The 25,731-nt window shown below is 43.0% G+C and carries 24 protein-coding genes; all 24 read left to right on the top strand.

What is annotated here, in order from left to right; translation table 11 throughout:
• Nucleotides 1-60 precede the first annotated feature (60 nt).
• Nucleotides 61-1,515, top strand: a complete 1,455-nt coding sequence (locus DW694_RS12425) for a flippase (protein ID WP_237971258.1) — start codon at nt 61-63, stop codon at nt 1,513-1,515.
• Nucleotides 1,516-1,577: 62 nt separating this feature from the next.
• The gene (locus DW694_RS12420) at nt 1,578-2,495 is read left to right on the top strand and encodes a LicD family protein (protein ID WP_118753107.1); all 918 of its coding nucleotides are present in this window, start codon (nt 1,578-1,580) and stop codon (nt 2,493-2,495) included.
• Complete coding sequence (locus DW694_RS12415) at nt 2,455-3,402, top strand: sugar phosphate nucleotidyltransferase (protein WP_173741301.1); 948 nt, start codon at nt 2,455-2,457, stop codon at nt 3,400-3,402. Before DW694_RS12420 ends, DW694_RS12415 begins: the two co-directional genes overlap by 41 nt.
• Before the next feature lie 11 nt (nt 3,403-3,413).
• Nucleotides 3,414-4,490 carry an NAD/NADP-dependent octopine/nopaline dehydrogenase family protein gene (locus tag DW694_RS12410; RefSeq protein ID WP_173741300.1) on the top strand — a complete coding sequence of 359 codons (1,077 nt, stop codon included), beginning with the start codon at nt 3,414-3,416 and terminating at the stop codon, nt 4,488-4,490.
• Between the two features lie 81 nt (nt 4,491-4,571).
• Entirely contained in the window at nt 4,572-4,784 is a 213-nt protein-coding gene (locus DW694_RS12405; RefSeq protein WP_118753104.1) for a hypothetical protein, read from the top strand.
• Nucleotides 4,784-6,553: a phosphotransferase gene (locus DW694_RS12400; protein ID WP_118753103.1), complete on the top strand. Its 1,770-nt coding sequence runs from the start codon at nt 4,784-4,786 to the stop codon at nt 6,551-6,553. Before DW694_RS12405 ends, DW694_RS12400 begins: the two co-directional genes overlap by 1 nt.
• Before the next feature lie 3 nt (nt 6,554-6,556).
• A complete protein-coding gene (locus DW694_RS12395) occupies nt 6,557-8,029 on the top strand; it encodes an APC family permease (RefSeq protein WP_118753102.1) in 1,473 nt (490 codons plus the stop codon).
• Between the two features lie 177 nt (nt 8,030-8,206).
• Complete coding sequence (gene glf / locus DW694_RS12390; protein ID WP_330490048.1) at nt 8,207-9,322, top strand: UDP-galactopyranose mutase; 1,116 nt, start codon at nt 8,207-8,209, stop codon at nt 9,320-9,322.
• Between the two features lie 99 nt (nt 9,323-9,421).
• Nucleotides 9,422-9,628 carry a hypothetical protein gene (locus DW694_RS12385; protein ID WP_118753101.1) on the top strand — a complete coding sequence of 69 codons (207 nt, stop codon included), beginning with the start codon at nt 9,422-9,424 and terminating at the stop codon, nt 9,626-9,628.
• A gap of 241 nt (nt 9,629-9,869) precedes the next feature.
• Nucleotides 9,870-11,738: a glutamine--fructose-6-phosphate transaminase (isomerizing) gene (gene glmS, locus DW694_RS12380; RefSeq protein ID WP_118623856.1), complete on the top strand. Its 1,869-nt coding sequence runs from the start codon at nt 9,870-9,872 to the stop codon at nt 11,736-11,738.
• A 190-nt stretch (nt 11,739-11,928) separates the two neighbouring features.
• Nucleotides 11,929-12,312 (top strand): VOC family protein, encoded by a 384-nt coding sequence (locus tag DW694_RS12375; RefSeq protein ID WP_114002406.1) that lies wholly within the window; start codon nt 11,929-11,931, stop codon nt 12,310-12,312.
• Between the two features lie 14 nt (nt 12,313-12,326).
• Nucleotides 12,327-12,545, top strand: coding sequence for a hypothetical protein (locus DW694_RS12370; protein WP_118753100.1), 219 nt, complete (start codon nt 12,327-12,329; stop codon nt 12,543-12,545).
• Between the two features lie 3 nt (nt 12,546-12,548).
• Nucleotides 12,549-13,013 carry a hypothetical protein gene (locus DW694_RS12365; protein ID WP_118753099.1) on the top strand — a complete coding sequence of 155 codons (465 nt, stop codon included), beginning with the start codon at nt 12,549-12,551 and terminating at the stop codon, nt 13,011-13,013.
• Nucleotides 13,014-13,143: 130 nt separating this feature from the next.
• On the top strand, nt 13,144-14,403 hold the full coding sequence (locus DW694_RS12360; RefSeq protein ID WP_118753098.1) for an ATP-binding protein: 1,260 nt from the start codon (nt 13,144-13,146) through the stop codon (nt 14,401-14,403).
• On the top strand, nt 14,397-15,212 hold the full coding sequence (locus DW694_RS12355; RefSeq protein WP_118753097.1) for a hypothetical protein: 816 nt from the start codon (nt 14,397-14,399) through the stop codon (nt 15,210-15,212). Before DW694_RS12360 ends, DW694_RS12355 begins: the two co-directional genes overlap by 7 nt.
• A gap of 211 nt (nt 15,213-15,423) precedes the next feature.
• Nucleotides 15,424-16,764, top strand: coding sequence for an MATE family efflux transporter (locus DW694_RS12350; protein ID WP_118753096.1), 1,341 nt, complete (start codon nt 15,424-15,426; stop codon nt 16,762-16,764).
• Between the two features lie 19 nt (nt 16,765-16,783).
• On the top strand, nt 16,784-18,013 hold the full coding sequence (gene cbiD, locus DW694_RS12345) for a cobalt-precorrin-5B (C(1))-methyltransferase CbiD (protein WP_118753095.1): 1,230 nt from the start codon (nt 16,784-16,786) through the stop codon (nt 18,011-18,013).
• Nucleotides 18,014-18,107: 94 nt separating this feature from the next.
• Complete coding sequence (cobI, locus tag DW694_RS12340) at nt 18,108-18,809, top strand: precorrin-2 C(20)-methyltransferase (protein ID WP_015524809.1); 702 nt, start codon at nt 18,108-18,110, stop codon at nt 18,807-18,809.
• 3 nt (nt 18,810-18,812) lie between these two features.
• Nucleotides 18,813-19,571, top strand: coding sequence for a precorrin-4 C(11)-methyltransferase (gene cobM, locus DW694_RS12335; RefSeq protein ID WP_015524810.1), 759 nt, complete (start codon nt 18,813-18,815; stop codon nt 19,569-19,571).
• A 3-nt stretch (nt 19,572-19,574) separates the two neighbouring features.
• Nucleotides 19,575-20,663, top strand: a complete 1,089-nt coding sequence (locus DW694_RS12330; RefSeq protein WP_118753094.1) for a cobalamin biosynthesis protein — start codon at nt 19,575-19,577, stop codon at nt 20,661-20,663.
• Nucleotides 20,656-21,387, top strand: coding sequence for a precorrin-3B C(17)-methyltransferase (gene cobJ, locus DW694_RS12325; protein WP_021650567.1), 732 nt, complete (start codon nt 20,656-20,658; stop codon nt 21,385-21,387). Before DW694_RS12330 ends, cobJ begins: the two co-directional genes overlap by 8 nt.
• Nucleotides 21,380-23,353, top strand: coding sequence for a precorrin-6A reductase (gene cobK / locus DW694_RS12320; RefSeq protein WP_118753093.1), 1,974 nt, complete (start codon nt 21,380-21,382; stop codon nt 23,351-23,353). The genes cobJ and cobK overlap by 8 nt, the downstream gene beginning before the upstream one ends.
• A complete protein-coding gene (locus DW694_RS12315) occupies nt 23,354-24,757 on the top strand; it encodes a cobyrinate a,c-diamide synthase (protein ID WP_118753092.1) in 1,404 nt (467 codons plus the stop codon). It begins immediately after the preceding gene.
• The gene (gene cbiB, locus DW694_RS12310; protein WP_118753091.1) at nt 24,744-25,721 is read left to right on the top strand and encodes an adenosylcobinamide-phosphate synthase CbiB; all 978 of its coding nucleotides are present in this window, start codon (nt 24,744-24,746) and stop codon (nt 25,719-25,721) included. Before DW694_RS12315 ends, cbiB begins: the two co-directional genes overlap by 14 nt.
• Nucleotides 25,722-25,731 lie beyond the last annotated feature (10 nt).

The raw sequence follows: 25,731 nt of genomic DNA, 5'->3' as shown, positions 1-25,731 counted from the left end.
CAGATTGAAAGCTAAACTTTAATCTTTAAGAAATTGAAATTTATGAAGGAATCATAATATATGGCAAATCATAAGAAAATGGTGCAAACCAGCATTAAAAAAAATTATATATATAATACGATATATCAAGTGCTCTCTTTAATCACTCCATTGATTACTGCACCATATATTTCCAGAGTATTAGGTTCAAACGGAGTTGGAATTTATAGTTACACAAATTCAATTGTGACGTATTTTACACTATTTGCAGCTTTAGGAACAGCTTCTTATGGACAGCGAGAAATAGCGATGCATCGTGATGATCCAGAAACATCTTCTAAGTTGTTTTGGGAAATTGAAATTCTTTCACTTACGACTACAGCAGTATCATTAATAGTTTGGATAGCATGGATTTTTATTTCAACACAGTATACAGCAATTTATAGTGTACTGACTTTATCTGTTTTGGCGGTTGCGTTTGATATATCCTGGTATTTTGGAGGATTTGAAAAATTTAAATATATTGTTATTCGAAATACTTTGGTGAAAATCACAGGAATTATATTACTGTTTCTTTTTGTAAAAAAAGAAACCGATATATTCTTGTATGTAGGCATTATGGCTGCTACAGGATTGATCGGTAATATTTCTATGTGGACTTATCTTCCTAAATTATTAGCGAAAGTAGAGTTTAAAACGCTTCATCCATTCAAAATCCATTTAAAGCAGACGTTCGCATACTTTATACCTACAGTTGCTACATCTGTTTATACTGTGTTAGATAAAACAATGATTGGCGCAATTACTAAGTCTGAAGAATTAAACGGTTATTATGAGCAGGCGACAAAAATTATCCGTATGATAGAGAGTCTGCTTTTTTCTTTGAATACTGTAATGGTTTCCAGACAATCGTATCTTTTTGCCGAAGGTCGGACAGAAGAAATTAAGGATAAAATTAATAAAAGCTTCGAGTTTATTTTTGCGCTTGCGGTTCCAATTATGTTTGGAATTTGGGGAGCTGCAAGGAATTTTGTTCCATGGTTTTTTGGAAATGGTTATGAACCGGTAGTTACGCTTCTGTATTTAATGAGTCCATTACCGTTGGTGATCTGTATTAGCAATATTATGGGGTCACAATATTTAACCCCTTCAGGTCAGCGTGCCAGAAGCTCCAAAGGAATTATTGCGGGAGCAGTAACCAATTTTTTGCTGAATCTGGCATTGATTTATAAATATGGTGCAAATGGTGCTACGCTTGCAAGTGTTGTGGCAGAGTGTGTCATCAGTGCTATTTATGTTCACATGAGCAAGGGATTTATAAATTGGAAAAAAATCTTGAATGTTCTTTGGAAGAAACTGCTTGCTGGTTTTGTGATGTTTTGGGCAGTATTGTTTATAGGTGGAAATTATCAGGGAAGTATAAGCATTTCTGTATGTCAGGTCATATTTGGCATGGCATTATATGGAATTATGTTAATTGTGTTAAAAGATAATGTTATTTATGATGCTTTGAAAATCATAAGAAGAAGGAAATAATACTTGAAGAATATTTTTACAGCATATTTTATGTCCGGAAGAGTGGAGGAATAAATACTAAAATGGTTGATTTAAATATAGAGTTGCCAGATGGATTTTTAGATGAGGAAGTCAGATGTGGATATACGGTAACATCAAAGATGAAAGAGGTCTGGGCAGTTGAATTAGATATTACTGCGAAAATCATAGAAGTCTGTGAAAAATATAATATAAAGATTTTTAGTGATGGTGGAACAACCCTTGGAGCTGTCCGGCACAAAGGATTTATCCCATGGGATGATGATATTGATTTTGAAATGGACCGTGAAAATTATAATAAACTGTGCGAGGTTGGAATGAAAGAATTTAAATATCCGTATTTTTTTCAGACCGAATATACAGATCCAGGTTCTTTGCGCGGACATGTTCAGATCAGAAGAACTGATACGGCAGCTATATTGGCAAATGATACTAGAAAAAATATAAAGTTTAATCAAGGTATATTTGTAGATATATTTCCATTTGATAATATCCCGGATGATGCAGAAGAAGAAAAAACACTTCGGAAAAAAGTTGCCATGCTGAAGGAAAAAGCTTATAAAACCAGCCTAGTCTGGAGTGATTTTGCATCATCAGATAATAAAATAAAACAGTTGATAAAGACATTATATTATCCACTTTATAAACTAAAAAGCAAGAGTTCTCTGTATTATTATAAAAAAATGGAAGAAGCGGCAGTAAGCTATGATTCAATAATCTGTGAAAAAAAATGTCCCTTATCATTATCTCCATTGAATACAAAGTTTTACAGATATAAAGAGGATTTTGATAAATGTGAAATGATGGATTTTGAATTCTTAAAAATACCAGTACCAGTTAATTATCATGCTATTTTATCGCGGACATATGGTGATTATATGAAATTTGTTATAGGTACTTCGCTACATGGAAACGTTTTCTTTGATACAGATAAATCATATACAGAATATACAAATAGATAGAAAGAGAAAAGGTGAGATAGTGAACAGATATTTGTTTGAAGTTTTATGTTTCATTGAGAAAAATGGGAAAAAGGAATATGGAATCAGAGAAATATCAGATGCGATTCAGATTTCGGGGAATACTGTATCTAAAAGTTTGCAAGAAGCTAAAATTTCTGGGTATATTGAGGGAAAACAGATGCTTTCTATAACTTCAAAAGGTATAGAAGCACTTGAACCCTATAGAGTTAAAAAGGCGGTGATTATGGCAGCGGGGTTTGGAGCAAGAATGATGCCTGCTACAGCTGACAGACCGAAGCCCATGGTAACGGTTAATGGCAAACGAATTATAGACACGTTGCTAGATGCACTGGTGAATGTTGGTATTAAAGATATTGTAATAATAAGGGGATATAAAAAGGAACGGTTTAATGAAATTCTTGAGAAATATCCATTTGTGCGTTTTATAGATAATGACCGGTATGATAAAGAAAATAATATATCTTCAGTGATCTTAGCTTCGAAAGAGATTAATAACGGTTATCTTTGTGAAGCGGATCTATATATTACAAATCCAGAGGTGATTAGAAAATATCAATATGTATCTAATATTTTAGGTTCCTATTCACTGGAGACAGATGATTGGTCATTCAGGATTAAAGATGGCTATATTTCGGAATATCAAAAGGGTAATACCTATTGCTATAATTATTACGGTATTTCCTACTGGACAAAGGAAGATTGTCAGAAATTGAGATCAGACTGGGCTGAAATATATAAGGACAATAAAGGTGTTTTCTGGGAGGAAGTTCCATTAATTCTCAAAAAAGAAAATTATAAAGTAGAGATAAGACAATGCAATAAACAGGATATTATGGAGATAGATAATTATTATGAACTTGCTCAATTGGATGAAACATATAGATAAGGATGATTGATATGAATATAACGATAGTAGGAGCAGGGAATATAGGGACTCAATTTGCTGCTCATTGTGCAGAAAATGGGCACAAGGTTGTAGTTTACGGCTCAAAACCGGAGAAAATAAACAAACTTTTAACAGTTGTAAATGAAGAGAATGAAATTATTCATCGTGGAATCATTGAGAAAGCAACAGATGATGAGAAGGAAGCATTTTCCAATGCTGATCTGATCTTTGTGACCATGCCTGCTACACTAATGCGGCTGAATGCACAGAAAATAGAGCCTTTTGTTAAACCAGGGCTGAAAATATGTATTGTTCCGGGCACTGGTGGTGGAGAGTGTGCATTTTATGGATGTATTAAAAAAGGTGCTACAGTTTTCGGGGTACAAAGAGTGCCAAGTGTTGCCCGCCTTATTGAATATGGAAATACTGTAAAGGCAATTGGATATAGAGATGAAATGTTTGTAGCTGCGATACCACATAAAGAGACGGGAGAATGCTGTAAGATAATTGAAAGTATTATTGGTGTTAAAACAACGCCACTTCCTAATTATTTAAATATTACACTTACTCCTTCGAACCCTATTCTTCATACCACGCGGCTCAGAAATTTGTACGGAGATTGGAAAGAAGGGGTTGTCTACAAAAAAGTTCCCCTTTTTTATGAAAACTGGAATAACGAAACGTCAGAGCTTCTTATCGCCTGTGATACAGAGGTTCAGCAATTATGCAAGACGTTGCCGTTTAACTTATCCTATGTAAAATCATTGTGTGTTCATTATGAAAGCCCGACTGCAGAAGCGATGACAAAGAAGATATCGGGAATTACCGGATTTAAGGGACTGACAAGTCCAACGAAAAAAGTAGAAGGGGGATATATCCCTGATTTTAATTCAAGATATTTTACCGCTGATTTTTCATACGGGCTGGTGATTTTAATACAGATCGCAGAGTATGTAAATATTGATGTGCCAAATATGAGGGAAACCCTTCAATGGTATCATGATCTTGTAGGTGAGAGAAAGGAATATAATTTCAAAGATTACGGGATTAATACATATCAAGATTTTGTGGATTTTTATTCACTCTAATAGTTATGAAAATGTAAATAAAAGAGATGTTACAGTTTCTTACCTTGTTGAGAATAGTATATAACTGAGGAAATAATTAAATTGGGTGAAGATATATTACTTCTTGATTTTGTAAACATATCATCAGCAAATTATTTCTTTTCTGACTTTTATGTAAGACTTAACGTAACAAGTGAAGGCGGTAACGAAAAACTATATTTGAGCAAAGAGCATAAAAGCGGCAGAGAAAATATATTCAAATCAGTTATGCGATGGATATTTTGCGAAATAACGCATGAGAGGAAGAAGAGTTAATGAAAAAAGATGAATTCAATATATTAAATAGTTTTTATAATGGTAACGTTGGACGAATTAATTGTTCTTCTGATTTAGATGTTAAAAAGTCATTACAAAAACAAGAGGTTTTCAATTATTTGATACAGGCGGGACTGATAGCGAAAAATGGATCTAAAATCACTGATACTGGGCTTGAAGCTTTGGAACCATACCGTGTAAATAATGCGGTGATTTTAGCAGCCGGGGCATCTACCCGCTTTATTCCTTTATCGTTGGAACAACCTAAGGGTTTATTTGAAGTAAAAGGAGAGAAGCTGATTGAAAGACAGATTCAGCAACTTCAGGATGCTGGAATAAAGAACATCACGATTGTGCTTGGATACAAAAAAGAAATGTTTTATTATTTGGAAGACAAATATGGAGTAAATTTTATAATTAATGAGTCTTTTAATATAAAGAATAACATAGAGAGTTTGTACCTGGCAAAAGAAAAACTAAGAAACACGTATATATGTGTAAGTGATAGCTATTTTGTTGAAAATCCTTTTAATCAATATGAGTATCAGACATTTAACGCAGGGATAAGTATTAAGAAAAAAACGAATGAGATGTATGTTGATACTGATGAAAATGGAAAAATCATTATGATGGAAAAGTACAGGGATTCAGGAAAAGTATTATTTGGACATTCGTTTTGGAATGAGGATTTCTCGAACGCTTTTATTAAACTTATGGAAGCAGACAGGACTGTCGGAAAGTATAATCAGAGCTTTTGGGAATGGATGGTTAAAGATAATCTGAATAATCTGCCATCATTCTATTTTAAAGAATATGAAGAAGGAAATATTTATGAATTTGACTATTTCGAGGATTTGCGAAGGTTTGACAGCCAGTATCAGGGACATACACATAGTGAAATTATCCACAATATTAAACTTATTTTCAGATGCGATGAAGAAGATATCGTAAATTTTCGTAATGTAAATGAGGGAATGACAAATACATCATTTATTTTTGAAATTAATGGTATGGATTACATATATCGTCATCCCGGGGATGGGACAGACAGCATTATTAGTCGTAAAAATGAAAAAAACTCTCTGATTAAAGCAAAAGAAATAGGGATTGATCCTACTTACATTTATGCTGACATTAATGAAGGATGGAAGATATCAGTATTCATATCAGAATTCAGAGAACCGGATTACAATTCATTTAAAGATTCAAAAAAAATTATAAGTGTACTCAGAAAACTTCATGGTTCGGGTATTAAAGTTGATTATGGGATGGACCCTTGGAAAGATTCTTTGAAGATTGAAAAACTACTTCGAAAAAAAGCTCCGGAATGTTTTGAAAAAAATGAGAAATTAAAAAGAAAGATTGAATTACTTTATAAAAAGACTGCTGGTGATGGGGTCGAAAAATGTTTTTGTCATGGTGATACCTATAAATCTAACTGGATGATCAAGCCAGACGGTAATGTAATACTTATTGACTGGGAATATTCAGGGTATTCTGATCCAGGAATTGATGTTGGATATTATATTGTTGATGCAATGTATGATTTCGATGAAGCAGAACGTTTTATAAAAGAATATTTACAAGATAGTTATACTGAGAAGAGATATTATCATTTTTGGGCATATACGGCTATTATTGCTTATTATTGGTACGTATGGGCATTGTATCGGGAATCCTGTGGAGCAGTTATGGGAGACGCTCTTATTAATTGGCGGGATATGGCAGAAAAGTATGCAGATCATATTTTAGACTGTGAAGGAGAATGATATATGAAGGAGAATAAACTGGTTCGAGTACTTGGATTAAAAGAATCTATCAGCATGACGATAGGAACTGTAGTAGGGGTAGGATTGTTTACCTGTGGCTCAGCACAAATTGGCTTAGTGGGATCGTGGATTATAGGATTTACATTTATAGCATTGCTGATTTCAATTTGGCCATGTCTTATTTATGGAGAGATGTCCGCTGCGTTGCCCTGTGCAGGAGGAACATATAATTACGCGAAACGAGGATTAAACAGGGTTTGGGCCAATATGGCAGGATGGCATTATATCATTTCAGTTGTAGCAATTGGTGCAGGAGAGACACTTGCATTTGCTAATTATTTTAAAATTCTATTGGAACAATTTAATCTTAACATTGCATGGCTGGATTCCCGTGTAATTGCAATTGCTCTTGTAGCTGTTTTTTTAATATTAAATTATCGAGGAATTGAACAATCCGGGAAGGCGCAGATAGCATTTATGTTTTTTTTCTGGGGCTGTTCTGTTTGTTGGTTTTTGTATATGATTCCCAAAATACATATAGAATATTTTGGCGGTATTGCAATGAATAGTCTACCACCTTTTAATGAGATGATGTATATTTTTGGACTTGTATGGTGGTGCTATACAGGATTTGAAACTTGCGTATCTATGGGAGCAGAGACGAAATATCCGCAGTATACGTTACCCAGAGCTCTTAAGATCTCTGTGTTTTTAGTATTTGCGTTAAATGCATTATTCCAGTGGTTTCTTGTTGGACTTGTTCCTAAGAAATTTTATGGTGTTTTGGCAGTGGCAGATGCGCCTTACGCTGAAGGATTAAAGGCTGTTGGACTAGTCGGATTTCCAATTATACTTTTATGTATTGGTATCGCATTTGGCGGAGATTTATCTACAATTAATCCAGGTATCGCGGCACCAGCTAGATATATTTATACAATGGCAGAAGATGGAGCCCTTCCGTCGTTTCTTAGCAAGATTCACCCTAAGTTTAAAACGCCGTATGTGGCTATAACAGGCGTTGGGCTTATTAACTTTATTTTGATCGCAACAGGATCTATAAATTATATTGCTTCTGTTTCATTGATTTCATTAGCTATATGTTATATGATTGGCTGTTTATCTTATATAGGACTTCGTAGAAGTTATCCGGATATGAAAAGGCCATATAAAGCTCCTTTAGGCGTATTAGGTTGTTTGGTTACTATTGTAATATATTGCTTTATGTTACTCTTTGCTGATAAAGTTGCCTTACTTACAGCAGGAATTATTACAATAGTATGTATTGTATTTTATTATGCATATACACATAATAAGGGACATCAGATGCTTTCAATTGAGGAAGAAATTGGTGATATTGAAGAACCAGATGTTTTAACTAAAGAAAAAATGGATAGAGAATATAATATTTGGAAAATTATTACTATAATAGTAACGATAGTTGCCTTGGGAATATATATTATTCCGATGTTGTTTTGATTATTGTGATTTTCTCCAAGTTCTGTCTTTTTTAATTAATATGATTCCAAATGCTATTTTTAAGAAACAACAAAATTTCAGGTATTGAGAATCAAAAATGATTATTATTACAGTTGTCAATGGTGAGATCGTGATGATTTTAGCTTTAAAATTACAAAATATGAGGAGTGAATGATAATGTATGATTATTTGGTAGTGGGTTCCGGCTTATACGGTGCGATTTTCGCTCACGAAGCAAAAAGATCAGGAAAGACAGTTCTTGTAGTGGACAAACGGCCTAATATTGCAGGAAATGTCTATACAGAAAAAATCGAGGGAATCAATGTACATAAATACGGTGCACATATTTTCCATACAAATAATAAAAAAGTATGGAATTATGTCACACAGTTTGCGGAGTTCAACCGTTTTACAAACAGTCCGGTTGCAAACTATAAAGGAGAGTTATACAGTCTTCCTTTTAATATGTATACATTTAATAAAATGTGGGGTGTGGTAACACCGGAGGAAGCTGTAGCGAAGATTGAAGAACAGCGGAAAGAAGCTGGGATTATAGAACCTGAGAATCTGGAGGAGCAGGCAATCTCTCTGGTTGGACGTGATATTTATAAAAAGCTGATTAAAGGCTATACAGAGAAACAGTGGGGCCGTGACTGCAAGGATCTTCCTTCTTTCATTATCAAGCGTCTTCCGGTGCGTCTGACTTTTGATAACAATTATTTTAATGCACTGTATCAGGGAATCCCGGTAGGCGGATATACAAAACTGGTAGCAAATCTTCTGGAAGGAATTGAAGTTCGCCTGAATACAGATTATCTGGAGAACAAAAAAGAGCTGGATGCCATTGCAGATAAGGTGGTTTATACGGGCCCTATTGATGCGTATTTTGGTTATACACTGGGTACTCTGGAATATCGTTCTGTCCGTTTTGAAATAGAGACTTTGGACAAGCCGAATTTCCAGGGAAATGCAGCTGTGAATTATACAGACCGTGAAACTCCGTGGACCAGGATCATCGAACATAAATGGTTTGAGTTTGGAAAGGATGAGGAGGGTAATGACCTTCCGAAGACTGTGATCAGCCGTGAGTTCAGTTCTGAGTGGAAGCCAGGAGATGAACCTTATTATCCTGTAAATGATGAGAAGAATAGTGCTCTTTATGGAAAATATAAGGAACTGACAGAAAAGGAAGAGAAGGTGATCTTTGGCGGCCGTCTGGGTGAGTATAAGTATTATGATATGGATCAAGTGATTGCGGCGGCATTGCATTGCTGTGACCAGGAATTACATTAATTGATATTCCGTAAGTGCCTCAAAACATGGCGTAGTGACCATCGGAGATTTTCCTGATATATTTTATTCGTAAAAAGTATATCGAAGGAGACTGCACATATGGCAAGAACAAATCAGGAAGCTGTTATAGCTTTTGGTGAAATCCTGTGTTCAACGAATACTGCTTATTCTCATAATGCGCAGAACAGGATTATGTCCACAAATAACCGTCTGATGATCTATTTTCAGAGTATGAAATTTTATATTCCAGAGGGTTTTCAGCCTGATACACTTCTGAAGCTTCTACAGACAATGAAAAAGCTATGATGAAGCGTATTGCGGAAGGGGTATCCCGCATATTCCTTGCTTGTGGCTTATCCAAATATTCGGATAATGTGGCAGAACAGATATGCGCAAATCTATCGATGGATTATGTGCAAGTATACGTAAGTGCCTCAAAAAATGATGTAGATATCATAACAGAAAATCTGTTATTTTACACTACGCCATGTTTTGAGGCATTTACGTATATTAGACGAGAGATTTAAATAACGGGAGGGATAAACCTATGTGTGGAATCGTTGGTTTTACAGGAAAGCGTCCGGCAGCACCGATCCTGCTGGACGGTCTGTCGAAACTGGAATATAGAGGATATGACTCAGCTGGACTGGCTGTCCGTGATGGAGAGGCGCTGGCAGAGGTCGTGAAGGCAAAGGGCCGTCTGACGAATCTGGTCGAGAAAACAGATGCGGGCAAAGCGTTAAAAGGAGCCTGTGGTATTGGACATACCCGCTGGGCTACCCATGGTGAGCCCAGCCAGATCAATGCACATCCTCATGTTTCTGGTAACTGCAGTAAATCAGGTTCCGGTGCTGTGGAGTCTGAGGTCGTTGGTGTGCATAACGGTATCATTGAGAATTACACAGAATTGAAAGAGAAGCTGCTGAAGCACGGTTATACTTTTTACAGTCAGACAGATACAGAGGTGGTTGTTAAGCTGGTTGATTACTATTATAAAAAGTACAGCCTTGGTCCTATCGATGCCATTGCGAAGACAATGGTCCGTGTCCGCGGTTCTTATGCTCTTGAGCTGATGTTCCGTGATTATCCGGGCGAGATTTGGGTGGCTCGTAAGGACAGTCCGATGATCATTGGTATTGCAGATGGCGAGACTTATGTGGCTTCTGATGTCCCGGCAATCCTGAAATATACGAGAAATGTATATTATATCGGGAATCTTGAGTTTGCAAAGCTGACACCGGGCGAGGCTCATTTTTATGATCTGAACGGTGACGAGATCGAGAAGCAGACTACAGAAATCAAGTGGGATGCTGAGGCTGCTGAAAAGGGCGGCTTTGAACATTTCATGATGAAAGAAATCCACGAGCAGCCGAAGGCTGTCCAGGATACCCTTAATTCCGTGATCAGGAATGGTGCTATTGATCTGTCCAACGTGGAGATCAATGAGGACGAGATTAAAAACTTTGAGCAGATTTATATTGTTGCCTGCGGTTCTGCATGGCATGTTGGTATGGCTGCTCAATATGTACTGGAGGATATGGCAGATATCCCGGTACGTGTGGAACTTGCGTCAGAGTTCCGCTATCGTAAAATGCCAGTTAATCAGAAAGCCCTGGTGATCGTTGTCAGCCAGTCTGGTGAAACAGCGGATACACTGGCAGCGTTGCGGCTTGCTAAGGAAAAGGGTATCGCCACGATGGCGATTGTCAATGTGGTTGGCAGCAGTATTGCCCGTGAAGCAGATAAGGTGTTCTACACACTTGCTGGTCCGGAGATCTCTGTTGCTACGACCAAGGCATACAGCGCACAGCTTGTGGCTATGTACTGTCTGGCTGTTCAGTTTGCAAAAGTCAGAGGAAAGATCACAGACGAGCAGTATGGCTACTATATTTCTGAGCTGCAGACTATTCCGGAGAAGATGCAGAAGGTCCTGGAAGATAAAGAACGTATCCAGTGGTTTGCTGCTAAGTATGCCAATGCCCATGATGTATTCTTTGTGGGCCGTGGTATTGACTATGCAGTTTGTCTGGAGGGCAGTTTGAAGTTGAAGGAAATCAGCTATATCCATTCTGAAGCATATGCAGCAGGTGAGCTGAAACATGGCACGATCAGTCTGATCGAGCAGGGAACGTTGGTCATTGGTGTATTGACTCAGAGCGGACTGTATGAGAAGACTGTAAGCAATATGTTAGAGTGCAAGAGCCGCGGATCCTACCTGATGGGGCTGACTACATATGGCAAATACGAGATCGAGGATCAGGTGAACTTCACTGTGTATGTGCCGAAGGTAGATGAGCATTTCGTGGGCAGCCTGGCAGTGATTCCTCTGCAGCTTCTGGGCTATTATGTTTCTGTTGCAAAGGGTCTGGATGTCGATAAGCCGAGAAATCTTGCAAAGAGTGTTACAGTGGAGTAAAAAATACGTGTATAAGGCTGGTTTATTTGCAGATTTGTGATATACTAAAATGCAAGTGAAAGGCTGAAATAAAAATAATGCCGTGTGTGATACATGTGCTCCTTCAGAGCTAAAGCACACACGGTATATTTTAAAAACCGCTATATAGTTTATAACGAAAATAAGACAAACTAAAAAGGAGCACACCAAAATGAACCTATCAAAAATACACCACATCGCCATCATCGTATCCAACTACGAATCCGCAAAGGATTTCTACGTAAACAAGCTTGGCTTCTCCGTCATCAGAGAAAACTACCGTCCGGAGCGTAAGGACTGGAAGCTGGATCTGCGTGTGGATGAGCACACGGAGCTGGAGATTTTTGCAGAACCAAATCCACCGAAACGGGTGAGCCGTCCGGAGGCTTGTGGTTTGCGTCATCTTGCTTTCTGTGTGGAGAGTGTGGAGCAGACGGTGAAAGAGCTGGCGGAGGTTGGGATTGAATGTGAGCCGATCCGTGTGGATGATTTTACCGGCAAGAAGATGACATTTTTTCATGACCCGGACGGACTGCCGCTGGAGCTGCATGAGTAAGGGGATTGGAACAAATGATATTTCGTAAGGCAGTAAAAGATGATTTTGACAACATAAAATCTCTGTACTGGGAGCTGATCGATCAGGAGCAGGGTGATCCATTGTTTCCACATTGGAAGAAGGGTAGCCATCCTTCTGATGAAATGCTGCATAACAGTATTGATAAGAAGGAACTGTATATTCTGACAGATGGCGGCGAGATGACTTTCAAAATGTATGAGCTGGTTTTGTAATCTATGGGTGAGAAAAGAGCGTATAAACCAAGAAGGCCCGGAGGTGGCCGCAGGAAATCTAAGCCGGAGTATGATGCCGGGAAGATCCTTAAGGAGTTGATGGATTCGTCTGTTGTGCTTTATGATGCCGGGATGTCTTTGCAGGCCATTGCAGATGAGCTGGGGCTGAACCCGATCAAGGTTCGGAAGCTGCTTATCACGGCCGGTGTGTATGCATCGGATGTGGCGGAGAAGGTGCAGGTGACCTTTGATGATTTCAGAAAAACACAGGATCATAAAGCTGCTGTCCTTTCAACTGCAAATGCTCTTGGCCTGTCCAGGTCCTCTGTTACTTCATATCTTCCGTACAAAAAGGGTGTGTATTTTCCATGCACAGCACCGGCAGATAAGATCAGTGTTGGAGCTGAGCGGCAGCGGAGGTACAGAGCGATGAAGCGGTGTAGGGATGAATGGGATGCCATTACTTAAAGGCGGCTTGTTATGTCGAATTTTTCTTCTTTATAATTTATCTGTATTGTGCTATATTAAAAACATCTGTAGAGGAACGAAAAAAGAAAGCGACAGTGTAGCAAGCTGGCGAAAGGAATGAATATAAAAAATGATAAATAAATTTTCCTGCCATAATTTTAGAAATATTCAGGCAGAGGATCTTGAGTTTGAGAAAATAAATATTCTGATCGGACCTAATAATTCGGGAAAGAGTAACTTCATAAAGGCATTAACTTTTTTTTCTGAAATGTTAAGAACTGGAAAAGAGGATAATTTGAAATCAGCTTTTTTAAATACAATTTCCAGAAATGGCTGGGATCATATGCGGAATAAGCAGGTTTCAGATTCAGAAGCAATTAACTTTTCCTGGGAGATTAATTTAAATGGCCAGCCGGTCAGATATCAGTTTTCTTTTAATGTGGGTGATTCCATTGAGAAATGCAACATTGTTTTGGAAGAATTGAATGCAGCGGAAAGAACTTCTAAATATACAGATGAGTTCAATTATTTCAGGTGTCATGATGATAAAATCGGAAAAGGGCGTTTTTCTACGGCTATCAGAAAAGGCCAAAAGAATCGAAGACTGGCATTTGATGTAGATAGTAAAGAGACGATCATCATGCAGTTTAAAGATATTCTGTTGAATAATAAGAGTATTTATGGAAGTGAGCTGGTAAGAGTTAATATTGCTCAGCTGTTATATGATCTGCAGAAATACTTTGATGGATTCAGCGTATATACAAGTGCTCAGTTTAATACCCGCAAGATGCGTGAGCCTGTAACCATCAAAAATCTGGATGATTTTCTGAATTATGATGCCGGTAATTTTACAAATGTGTTTAATCGTTATACTTCAGAGGATATGTTATGGAGAAGTTTGTTTGAAGACCGAATGAAAGAACTTATTCCGAATTTGAAAATGATCGATGCGGCAACAGCATATGATAAGTTGATTTTCAGAATGCTCTATAGCAGTGGTGAACAGTATGATCTGTCCGATGTTTCGGAAGGAACATTAAAGGGACTCATTCTTAATATGCTGATCAATATGCCGATGAACAGAGAACGAGCATTGCTTGCGATTGATGAACCGGAAACGAATTTACATCCTGCCTGGCAGAAGGTGGTTGGAAACTGGATTCAGACGGCGGGTACTTTTAAGCAGTGTTTTATAAGTACGCATTCACCGGATTTTTTGGATGTATTTACAGAAGAATTCATACATGGAAATGTTGCAGTATTTGTATTTCGTGATAAAGAAAAAATAAAAAAAATAACATATGCTGATATAGCGGAGGACCTTGGTGACTGGGAACTGGGAGATCTATACAGGACGAATGATCCGGCACTTGGAGGATGGCCATGGTAGATGTAATAGTGTGTTTTCTGACATGTGGATATACAGAAGCGGGAGCTATGCAGTTTTTTTTGAAAAAAATTAATGATAGATATGAATATAGACAGTGCCTTCCTAATAAGACCATAAAGAAAAAGGGAATGCCAAAGAAAATAGACGATAAAATGAGTGGACGGACAGGTGAGGCATTGCTGGAAAAGGTTTATGAGCTTATAGAAAAACACAGAGATGAGTATTCTCAATGCAGAGCAATTTTGGTGGAAGATGATCTTGATGGTAGATTTGCCGGATATTCGCAGAAAGAGGTTGGAGAATATAACCGGAAGATCATAGAGAAGATTCAAGATAAACTGGGGAAGAAATTGCCTGTTTTTGTGTTGTATGCTTCACCGGAGGCGGAGAGCTGGTTTATTGCCGACTGGGAGAACGGATATAAATATTTGTATTGCGATAGAGGTATCGTAGATGATGTAGAAAATGATGCCAGACAGTTTTTTGTATATCATCTGAAAGAATATATAGATAATGAGATTCTAAAGGAATATAAAGATAACATTGAAGAGTATGGCTATTTTGATGGTAAATATATCAAAATCAGTGATGAAATCATTGATGCAGTTCAGAGTGGTGTAAAAGAAAAAATCGGACAGCTTCCCAGAGCAAATAAAAATTATGTGGATCAGATCCGGAATTCAAGAAAGCTTTATTATTCCAAGAAACTTCATGGTCAGCGGATGCTGAAAAATATTCATCCGGATATTGTTGCTGACAAATGCAAACGCTTTTTCGGTGATACATATAAAGATTTATCCGAATTCTAAGAAGTCTGGATGCTACATAAAAAACACAAAATACAAAGACTGCCGCAGGTTTCACGCCTGCGGCATTTTGCAGTTTGTACAAAAAACACAGAAAATATATTGGAAAAAGAGCGGGAAAAGGGTATAATGTCAGAGAAAGTGTGATTGATAAAATACAGACGTTTTTTTCTGCTTTGTCAGGTCATAAATAAGTGAGGCGGAGGATGTAACAATGGAACAGCAGCATATGTTTACCAACCGGATGATCCGTAATCTTCTGGTGCCGGTAGTGCTGGAACAGATTTTGAATTCGATAATGGGAACCGCAGATACCATGATGGTCAGCAATGTGGGATCTGCGGCTCTTTCTGCGGTATCGCTGGTGGATTCCATCAATGTGCTTCTAATCCAGGCTTTTTCGGCGCTGGCAGCGGGAGGCGCCATTGTCTGCGCCCAGTATATCGGACAGAGGAATTACGAGAAGGCGAATATGTCTGCCAGGCAGGTGCTTTTTATCATCACAGCGATCTCCGTAGTGGTATCTGCAGTCTGTCTAATCTTTCAGAAGCCGCTTTTGAGGCTGATCTTTGGTGCGGTGGATGCGGATGTTATGCGTGCATCGGAAACCTATTTCTTTTTCACGGCACTGTCATTCCCCTTTATTGCGGCTTATGATTCTGCGGCTTCGATCTTTCGTGCCCAGGAGAATACCAAGGGGCCTATGACCATCTCCATGATCTCCAATATCATGAACATTGGCGGAAATGCGGTTCTGATCTGGGTTTTCCACCTTGGTGTTGCAGGAGCGGCGATCTCCACACTGGTTTCCCGTATTTTTTGTGCAGTGGTTGTTCTCTGGCAGCTGCGTAAGGATCGTCAGCCTGTCGTTGTGAGGGATTACCTAAAGATCCGTCCGGACTGGAGCATGATCGGACGTATCCTGGGACTTGGGATCCCTTCGGGAATTGAGAACAGTATGTTTCAGCTTGGAAAGCTTGCCATCCAGTCTACGGTTTCCACACTGGGAACAGCAGCCATCGCAGCGCAGGCAATGACCAATATCCTTGAGAATCTGAATGGTATCGCGGCCATCGGAGTAGGTGTGGGCCTGATGACCATCGTAGGCCAGTGTCTTGGTGCCGGCCGCAAGGATGAGGCGGTCTATTACATAAAAAAACTCTGCGTCATTGCAGAGGCAGTTATTATCGTAAGCTGTCTGATCGTGTATATTTTGGTCAGACCGGTGACGATCCTTGGCGGAATGGAGAGTACCAGTGCGGAAATGTGCATCCACATGATCACATGGATCACCATCATAAAGCCTGTGGTATGGACAATGGCGTTCGTGCCGGGGTATGGTCTTCGTGCAGCCGGTGATGTGAAGTTTTCCATGATCACCTCCTGCTGTACCATGTGGGCATGCAGGTTCTGTCTCTGTGTTTTCCTGATCCGTGTCTTGGGCTTCGGGCCTATGGGTGTCTGGATCGGAATGTTTGCAGACTGGACTGTTCGTGGGATCATTTTTACTTGGCGTTTCCACAGCCGCAAATGGCTGGAGCACAAGGTAATCTGAAAAGGAGGGTATCGTATATATGAAGAATGGACTGGAAGACCAGTATGTCATAAAAAACAACAAGCGCCTCCGTTATGGCTACACAACAGGCTCCTGTGCAGCCGGGGCAGCCAGGGGTGCAGTACGGATGCTGCTTTCGGGAGAGACTCTTTCCGAGGTAGAGCTTGATACCCCAAAGGGGATCACCCTCACGTTACAGCTTCACGATATTACCCGGGGCGAAACTTATGTCTCCTGCGCGGTACAGAAGGATGCAGGGGATGATCCGGATACCACCAACGGGATCCTGGTCTATGTAAAAGCGGAGAAGTTTTCTATCTCAGCGGCAGAACAGACCGGGCAGCAGCAGAAAGTAGAGAAATCCCGGCCTCAGATCATCCTGGACGGAGGGATCGGGGTAGGTCGTGTCACCAAACCGGGACTTTCCCAGAACGTGGGGGAAGCGGCCATCAATCCGGTTCCCAGAGCCATGATCCTGCGGGAAGCCGAAGAGGCGGCCCAGGAATATGACTACGAGGGCGGTCTGAAGCTTACCGTATCCGTCCCTCAGGGGGAGGAGATCGCGAAGAAAACCTTTAATCCCCGTCTTGGCATTCTTGGCGGGATCTCCATACTTGGAACCAGCGGGATCGTGGAGCCCATGAGTGAGAAGGCTCTGATCGAAAGCATTCATGTGGAGATGAAGCAGCATTTCTGCCAGGGAGAAAACTATATCCTGGTGACACCGGGGAATTACGGTGCGGATTATCTCAGGGAGCATATGTCCATTCCCTTTGAGAACAATATCAAGTGCAGCAATTATGTAGGAGAGACCATTGACATGGCTATTGATATGGGCGTAAAGGGCATTCTTTTTGTGGCTCATATCGGTAAGTTTGTAAAGGTTGCCGCCGGGATCATGAATACCCATTCCCACTGTGCTGACGGAAGGATGGAGGTTCTCTGTGCAAGTGCCATCCGTGCAGGGGGCTCTCTGGAATGTGCCAGAGAGATCCTGGAGGCGGGGACTACGGATGAGGCGCTGGCTGTTCTTGACAGCTATGGTATCCTGAAAGAGACTATGGCTGTGGTCATGGAGAAGATCCAGTTTTATCTGGACCACAGATCCTATGAGCAGATCCTTCTGGGTGCTGTGGTGTTTTCCAATGTATACGGACTGCTGGGGCAGACCCGGGATGCAGAGGAGCTGATCCATAAGATACAGGAGCAGGCAGTCGGGGTGGATGATATTTCATGCGTGAAACCCTGATCCGGATGGAGATTTTTGATCCGGGGACAAAATTTGATATAAATAACAGACAGGCTTTATCCTGTCTGGAAAATATAGTTAGGAGGAAAGAAATATGGCAGGTAAATTATATGGTGTAGGTGTAGGACCGGGAGATCCGGAGCTTCTTACCTTAAAAGCACTTCGTCTTGTAAAGGAGGCAGAGGTGATCGCACTTCCGGGACAGGTTCCGGAGGATACGGTAGCGTTTAAGATCGTGGAGGGGGCTTATCCGGAGCTTGGAAAGAAGGAGCTTCTTGCAGTTCCTTTTCCGATGTCCAAGGATCCTGAGGTGCTGAAAAGCTATCACGATGCAGGAGCAGATAAAGTCAAGGCTGTCCTGGACCAGGGGAAAGACGTGGTATTTCTCACACTGGGAGATCCTACCGTGTATTCCACATATCTCTATATCCATCACAGACTTGTGGCTCAGGGCTATGAGACGGAGATTGTCTGTGGCATCACATCCTTCTGTGCAGTTTCCGCCCGTCTGAACACCGGACTTGTGGAGAAGGCAGAGCCTCTTCACGTGATCCCGGCTTCCTATCAGATCGAGGATGCGTTGAAGCTTTCCGGTACCAAGGTCCTTATGAAGGCCGGAAAGAAAATGAAGGATGTGAAGGCGGAGCTTCTTTCCCAGGGGGCAGAGGCCATGATGATCGAAAACTGCGGAATGCCGGATGAAAAGATCTACCGGACCGTGGAGGAGATCCCTGAGGATGCAGGATATTATTCCCTGATCATTATCAAAGAAAACAAAGACAGAAGAGAGGAATAGATTATGGTACATTTTGTAGGAGCAGGTCCGGGAGCACCGGATCTTATCACAGTAAGAGGTAAACAGTATCTGGAAGAGGCAGATGTGATCATCTATGCGGGATCTCTTGTAAATCCCCAGCTTCTGGAGTATTCCAAGGATGTGTGCACCATCCATAACAGTGCAAAGATGACCCTTGAGGAAGTGATCTCTGTTATGGAGAGAGCAGAGGCTGAAGGTAAGATGACCGTTCGTCTCCACACCGGCGATCCATGTATCTATGGTGCGATCCGTGAGCAGATGGATATCCTGGATGAAAAGGGAATCCCCTATGATTCCTGCCCGGGTGTCAGTGCCTTCTGCGGAGCTGCATCTGCACTGAACCTGGAGTATACACTTCCGGATATTTCCCAGAGTGTGATCATCACAAGAATGGAAGGAAGGACACCGGTGCCGGCAAAAGAGAGCATTCAGTCCTTTGCCGCTCATAATGCCACTATGGTTATTTTCCTCAGTACAGGTATGCTGGAGGAGCTGAGCCGCAGACTGGTGGAGGGCGGATACCGTGAGGATACACCGGCTGCCATCGTCTACAAGGCAACCTGGCCCGATGAGAAGAAGTTTATCTGTACAGTGGGTACTCTGGCGCAGACAGCAAAAGAGAACAAGATCACAAAAACAGCGCTTATGCTGGTAGGTGATGCGGTCAATGCTGCAAGCTATGACAGATCCAAGCTGTATGATCCGGGCTTTACCACAGAGTTCCGTGAGGCTACGAAATAAAATATGAACATTTCCATCATTTGCTTCAGTATGACAGGGCTGGAGACAGGGGAAAGGCTTCAGAGGGCTCTGGAAAAAGAGGGTGAGAGTGTCACCCTTGCAAAAAAGAGCCGGTACCTTCCGGATCCGATCTCTGTTTCCACCTCCCAGTGGGCAGGGGAACAGTTCCGGGCAGGAAAAGAGGGTGTGATCTTTATTGGCGCCTGCGGGATCGCAGTGCGCAGTATCGCACCTTACATTGCCGGAAAAAAGACGGATCCGGCTGTGCTGGTGATCGATGAATGCGGAAAATTTGTCATTGCTCTTCTTTCCGGACATCTGGGCGGAGCCAATGAGCTGGCTCTTCGCTGTGCCGGATATCTTAAGGCGGTGCCGGTTGTGACAACAGCCACAGATCTTCACAGCCGTTTTGCAGTGGATGTTTTTGCAAAAAAGAATGGCTGTGCTATTTTTCATATGAAGGCTGCAAAGGAGGCTTCTGCGGCCCTTCTTGCTGGAGAGAGCGTTGGCTTTTACAGTGAGTTTCCATGGGACGGAGAGCTGCCGGAGGGTCTGGTGCTTTGCGGAAAAGACGGAAGGCCCTCAGCTGCAGCGGATCCGGGGAATGGTGAGAAAGCCGGTGAGGCACCGGAAACAGGTATTGCGGTGACGATCCACAGAGGCTGCCTGCCCTTTAAAAATACAGTCCATGTGGTGCCGCCCGCTGCAGTTCTGGGAATGGGCTGCCGCAGGGGAAAGGATGCAGCCTCCATCCGGAAGGCGGCAGAGGAATGTCTGAGAGAATCGGATGTTTACAGAGAAGCGTTGAGCGCTATTGCCAGTATCGATCTGAAGAAGGAAGAGGTGGGACTTCTTTCTCTGGCAGAAGCCTGGCAGCTTCCGTTTCTGACCTTTACAGAGGAAGAGCTGAAGGCAGTGCAGGGGGAATTTACCCCGTCACAATTTGTAAAAAAGATAACAGGTGTAGAGAATGTCTGTGAGAGAAGCGCGGTTCTGGGTTGCGGACAGGGTACACTGATCAGAAAAAAAACAGGCCGGGACGGTGTGACCACCGCCCTTGCAGCCGGAAATCGGAGGATACGTTTTGAGTAAGATTTATGTTGTAGGAATTGGCCCGGGTGCGTATGACCAGATGACTGGAAGAGCAATCCGTGCATTAAATGAAAGTGATGTGATCATCGGTTACACGGTGTATGTGGATCTTGTAAAGGAGTATTTTGCAGGCAAAGAGTTCATGACCACACCGATGAAAAAAGAGGTAGACCGCTGTGTACTTGCTTTTGACGAGGCAAAAAAAGGAAAAACCGTTTCCATGATCTGCAGTGGTGACGCCGGTGTCTATGGTATGGCAGGTCTGATGTATGAGGTGGGAGAAAACTATCCGGATGTGGAGCTGACCATTATCCCGGGTGTGACAGCAGCCACAGGCGGCGCCGCAGTGCTGGGTGCACCGCTGATCCATGACTTCTGCCTGATCAGCTTAAGTGATCTTCTGACTCCGTGGGAGAAGATCGAGGCAAGGCTTCTGGCAGCAGCACAGGCGGATTTTGTGGTATGCCTTTACAATCCGTCCAGCAGAAAACGTAAGGATTATCTTCAGAAGGCCTGTGATCTGATGATGAAATACAAGTCTCCGGATACTGTCTGCGGCACGGTTGCCCAGATCGCACGTGACGGCGAGACTGCACAGGTTATGACACTGAAGGAGCTCCGTGATACAGAAGTGGATATGTTTACTACCGTATTTGTGGGAAATTCACAGACTAAGAATGTAAACGGCAAGATGGTAACACCAAGGGGATATAAGAATGTATAAAGCCATTGTTTTTGCAGGGACCACCGAGGGCTATGCGCTCTGTGAGTTCCTTGCGGAAAATCATGTTCCGGTCTATGCCTGTGCAGCCACGGAATATGGCGGCTCCCTTCTGAAGGAAAATGAATTTCTCCATGTCAGCGCCGGAAGGCTGAAAACCGAAGATATGGAGGAGCTTTTCCGGAGGGAAGCGCCGGAGATCGTTCTGGACGCCACTCATCCCTATGCAGCAGAGGTGACAAAAAATATCCGTACTGCCTGTGAGAACGGAAGCATCCGCTATCAGCGTGTCCTTCGCCCGGAGGGGGAGAAGAACAGGGAAGCCATCTATGTGGAAAGCACGGAGAAGGCGGCAGAGCTTCTTTCCGGTACAGAGGGGAACATTTTTCTTACCACAGGAAGCAAGGAGCTGTCTAAATTTACAGTGATCCCGGATTACCAGGAGAGGCTTTTTGCCCGGGTGCTGTCCATCCCTTCCGTGATCAGCTCCTGCGCGGAGCTGGGGATCGAGGGAAAGCATCTCATCGGTATGCAGGGGCCATTTTCTACAGAGATCAACGAAGCCATGCTTCGACAGTTTCAGTGCAGCTATCTGGTCACCAAGGATACCGGTCTGGCAGGTGGATTCCCGGAAAAGATGGAGGCCTGTCAGCGCTGCGGCGTCACACCTGTGATCATCGGAAGACCTTTGCAGGAGGAGGGGCTGTCCCTGCCGGAAGCAAGGGTATTTCTGGCAAAGCTGTTCGGCCTTACCCTGTCACAGAGGGTTTCTCTTGTAGGCATCGGCATGGGTGCGGAAAAAACACTGACCCTGGAAGGAAAGAAGGCCTTTGATGAGGCGGAGCTTCTGATCGGTGCAAAGCGTATGACAGATGCCGTACAGAGGCCGGGGCAGATGGTTCTCCATGAGTACCGCAGTGATAAGATCGTGGAGTATATCAAGACACATCCACAGTACCGTACCGTTGCCATTGCCCTTTCCGGCGATGTGGGCTTCTACAGCGGTGCAAGGAAGCTGATGGATCTTCTGGATGGCGATGTCCAGGTGATCTGCGGTATTTCTTCCGTTGTTTATTTTATGGCGAAGATCGGTCTTTCCTGGGATGATGCCAGAATCGTCAGCGCTCATGGAAGAGACTGCAATCTGATTGCCCTGATCCGGCATAACCCCAAGGTTTTTTCCATTCTGGGAACAGAGGATGGGGTAGCTCGTCTGGCTTCTCGTCTGGTTGCGTATGGAATGGGTGATGTGACCCTTTATGTGGGCGAAAATCTTTCCTACGAAAATGAAAAGATCTTTCATGCCAGTGCGGCAGAGCTTACAGAATACCGGGGAGATGCGTTAAGCGTGGTAACTGCGTGCAATGAAAAGGCAGTACCTTTGCCCGCAGTTCACGGGATCTGTGATGAGGAATTTCTCCGTGGGAAGGCGCCTATGACAAAGGAAGAGGTGCGTACGGTTTCTCTGTCCAAGCTTCGTCTTCAGGAAAATTCTGTCTGCTATGATGTGGGAGCGGGCACAGGCTCGGTTTCTGTTGAGATGGCGCTTCGTGCCTGGAAGGGGCAGGTCTATGCCATCGAGAAAAAGGAGGATGCCCTTGCTCTTCTGAAGGAGAACAGGCGGAAATTTGCCACAGACAATCTGGAGATCGTGCTGGGTACTGCACCGGAAGCGATGGTGGAACTGCCTGTTCCGACACATGCCTTTATCGGCGGGTCTTCCGGAAATATGAATGAGATCATCCGGCTTCTTCTGGACAAAAATCCGGGAGTACGGATCGTGATCAACTGCATCACCCTGGAGACTGTGACGGAAGCCATGAATGCCATACGAGATTTCAGCCTGACGGATGTGGATATCGTACAGCTGTCTGCGGCAAGATCCAAATCTATCGGAAGGTATCATATGATGATGGGTGAGAATCCGATCTATATCATTTCCTGCAGCGGAAGAGGGGAGGAGATTTAGGTGAAGATCCCGAGAATACTTCTTGCGGCAGGTGCCAGCGGAAGCGGAAAAACCCTGATCACCTGCGGGCTGCTTCAGGCGCTGGTGAACCGTGGCCTTAAGGTGGCTTCTTTTAAATGCGGCCCGGATTACATAGATCCTATGTTCCACAGCCGTGTGATCGGTACAAGATCCCGAAACCTGGATACGTTTTTTACAGATGGAGACAGAACCCGGTATCTTCTGGCAAAGAACGCATCGGACTGTGAGATCGCAGTGATGGAGGGAGTCATGGGGTATTATGATGGTGTAGGAGGGATCACCTCCAGAGCCAGCGCCTATGATCTGGCCTCCACCACAGATACACCGGCGATCCTGATCGTAAACAGCCGTGGCATGAGTGTTTCCCTGGCTGCCTATGTAAAGGGCTTTCTGGAATACAAAAAGGATAGTCATATCTGCGGCGTGATCTTTAACCAGATGTCTCCCATGCTGTATCCCAGGATGAAGAAGCTTCTGGAAGAGGAGCTTTCCGTAAAGGTGCTGGGATATGTTCCGAAGGTGGAGGACTGTGTGATCGAAAGCCGTCATCTGGGGCTGGTGCTTCCGGAGGAGATCCCGGAGCTGAAAAGCCGTCTGCAGAAGCTTTCCGAGGTACTGGAGAAAACCCTGGATATCGATGGGATCCTGGAGCTTGCAGGGGAAGCACCGGAGCTTGCGGCACCAGAGACGGAAATGCTGATACAGAAGGATACTGCCTTCGGATACCATACAGAGGAAAAGGTGCGGATCGGTGTGGCGGATGATGAAGCCTTCTGCTTTTTCTATGCGGATAATTTAAATCTTCTGGAGCAGATGGGAGCGGAGCTGGTACGTTTTTCCCCCATTCATGACAGAGAGCTTCCGGAGGATCTGGACGGGCTTCTTTTAAGCGGCGGTTACCCGGAATTAAACGGGGAGGCGCTGGAAGAAAATCAGGAAATGTGCACCCGGATCCGGGAAGTTATCCTGGACGGAATGCCTTGTCTGGCAGAATGTGGCGGATTCATGTATCTTCATCAGGAGATGGAGGATATGGAAGGAAAGCAGCGCAGAGTCTGCGGGGTGATCCCTGGAAGGGCTTACCGGACACCGAAGCTGAACCGGTTCGGCTATATCACCCTTACGGAAAAACAGGATACCGGACTTGGTGAGATCCCGGCTCATGAATTCCATTACTTTGATTCCACAGATTGCGGAGAGGATTTTCATGCGGCAAAGCCGGCATCTAAAAGAGGATGGGATTGTATCCATGACCGGGGCAGGCTGATGGCAGGATTTCCGCATCTTTATTATTACGGAAATCCCAGGGTTCCGGCACGCTTTCTGAAGAACGCACTGGAATATAAGAAGGAACGGAGGCAGAAAAAAGATGCTGAAATATAGTCTTCCTGCACTGGTCATAGGATTTGTGCTGGATCTTCTGATCGGAGATCCCAGATGGCTTTATCATCCGATCTGTGTCATCGGCAATCTGATCTCAGTGCTGGAAAAGGTGATCCGGAAGATTTTTCCGAAAAATCACGGCGGTGAGCTGACAGGAGGCTTTCTGATCGTAGTGCTTGTCTGTCTGTTCAGCGGCGGGGTGCCGCTTCTGGTGCTTTATTATCTTTACCGGTATCTGCCGGTGGCCGGATTTGTGCTGGAGGTTTTCTGGTGCTATCAGCTTCTTGCCACCCGTTCCCTGAAAGATGAGAGTATGAAGGTTTATGACCGGCTGAAAAACGGAACTCTGGACGAGGCACGCTATGCGGTGTCCATGATCGTAGGCCGTGATACCAGAGAGCTTACGGAAACTGGCGTGACAAAGGCTGCTGTGGAAACCGTTGCGGAAAATGCATCCGACGGCGTGATCGCCCCCATGCTTTATATGGCTATCGGCGGGGTGCCGCTGATGTTTTTGTACAAGGGTATCAATACCATGGATTCCATGCTTGGATATAAAAATGACAAATATCTTTATTTCGGCCGTATTGCGGCAAAGCTGGATGATGTGGCCAATTATATCCCTGCCAGGATTTCTGGATGGCTGATGGTGGCAGGAACTGTTTTTACAGGAATGGATACAAAAAATGCGGCAAAGATCTACAAACGTGACCGGAGAAATCATGCAAGCCCCAACTCTGCTCAGACAGAGGCTGCTATGGCCGGAGCGCTGGATGTACAGCTTGCGGGAAATGCATATTATTTCGGGAAATTATATGAAAAACCCACGATCGGGGATCCGATCCGCCCTGTGGAGCCGGAGGATATCAAAAGAGCTAACCGGCTGATGTATGCGGCATCCATACTGGGAGTGGTTGTATTTGGACTGCTCAGTGCGGGGATCCGGTTCGGGTTATTAAGGTAACAATAAATAC

It is taken from the genome of Ruminococcus sp. AM26-12LB (assembly GCF_003480785.1).
Classification (GTDB): Bacteria; Bacillota; Clostridia; order Lachnospirales; family Lachnospiraceae; genus Blautia_A; species Blautia_A fusiformis.
Note: the sequence above shows the minus strand (reverse complement) of the source record. Positions and strands in the feature narration are given on the sequence as shown.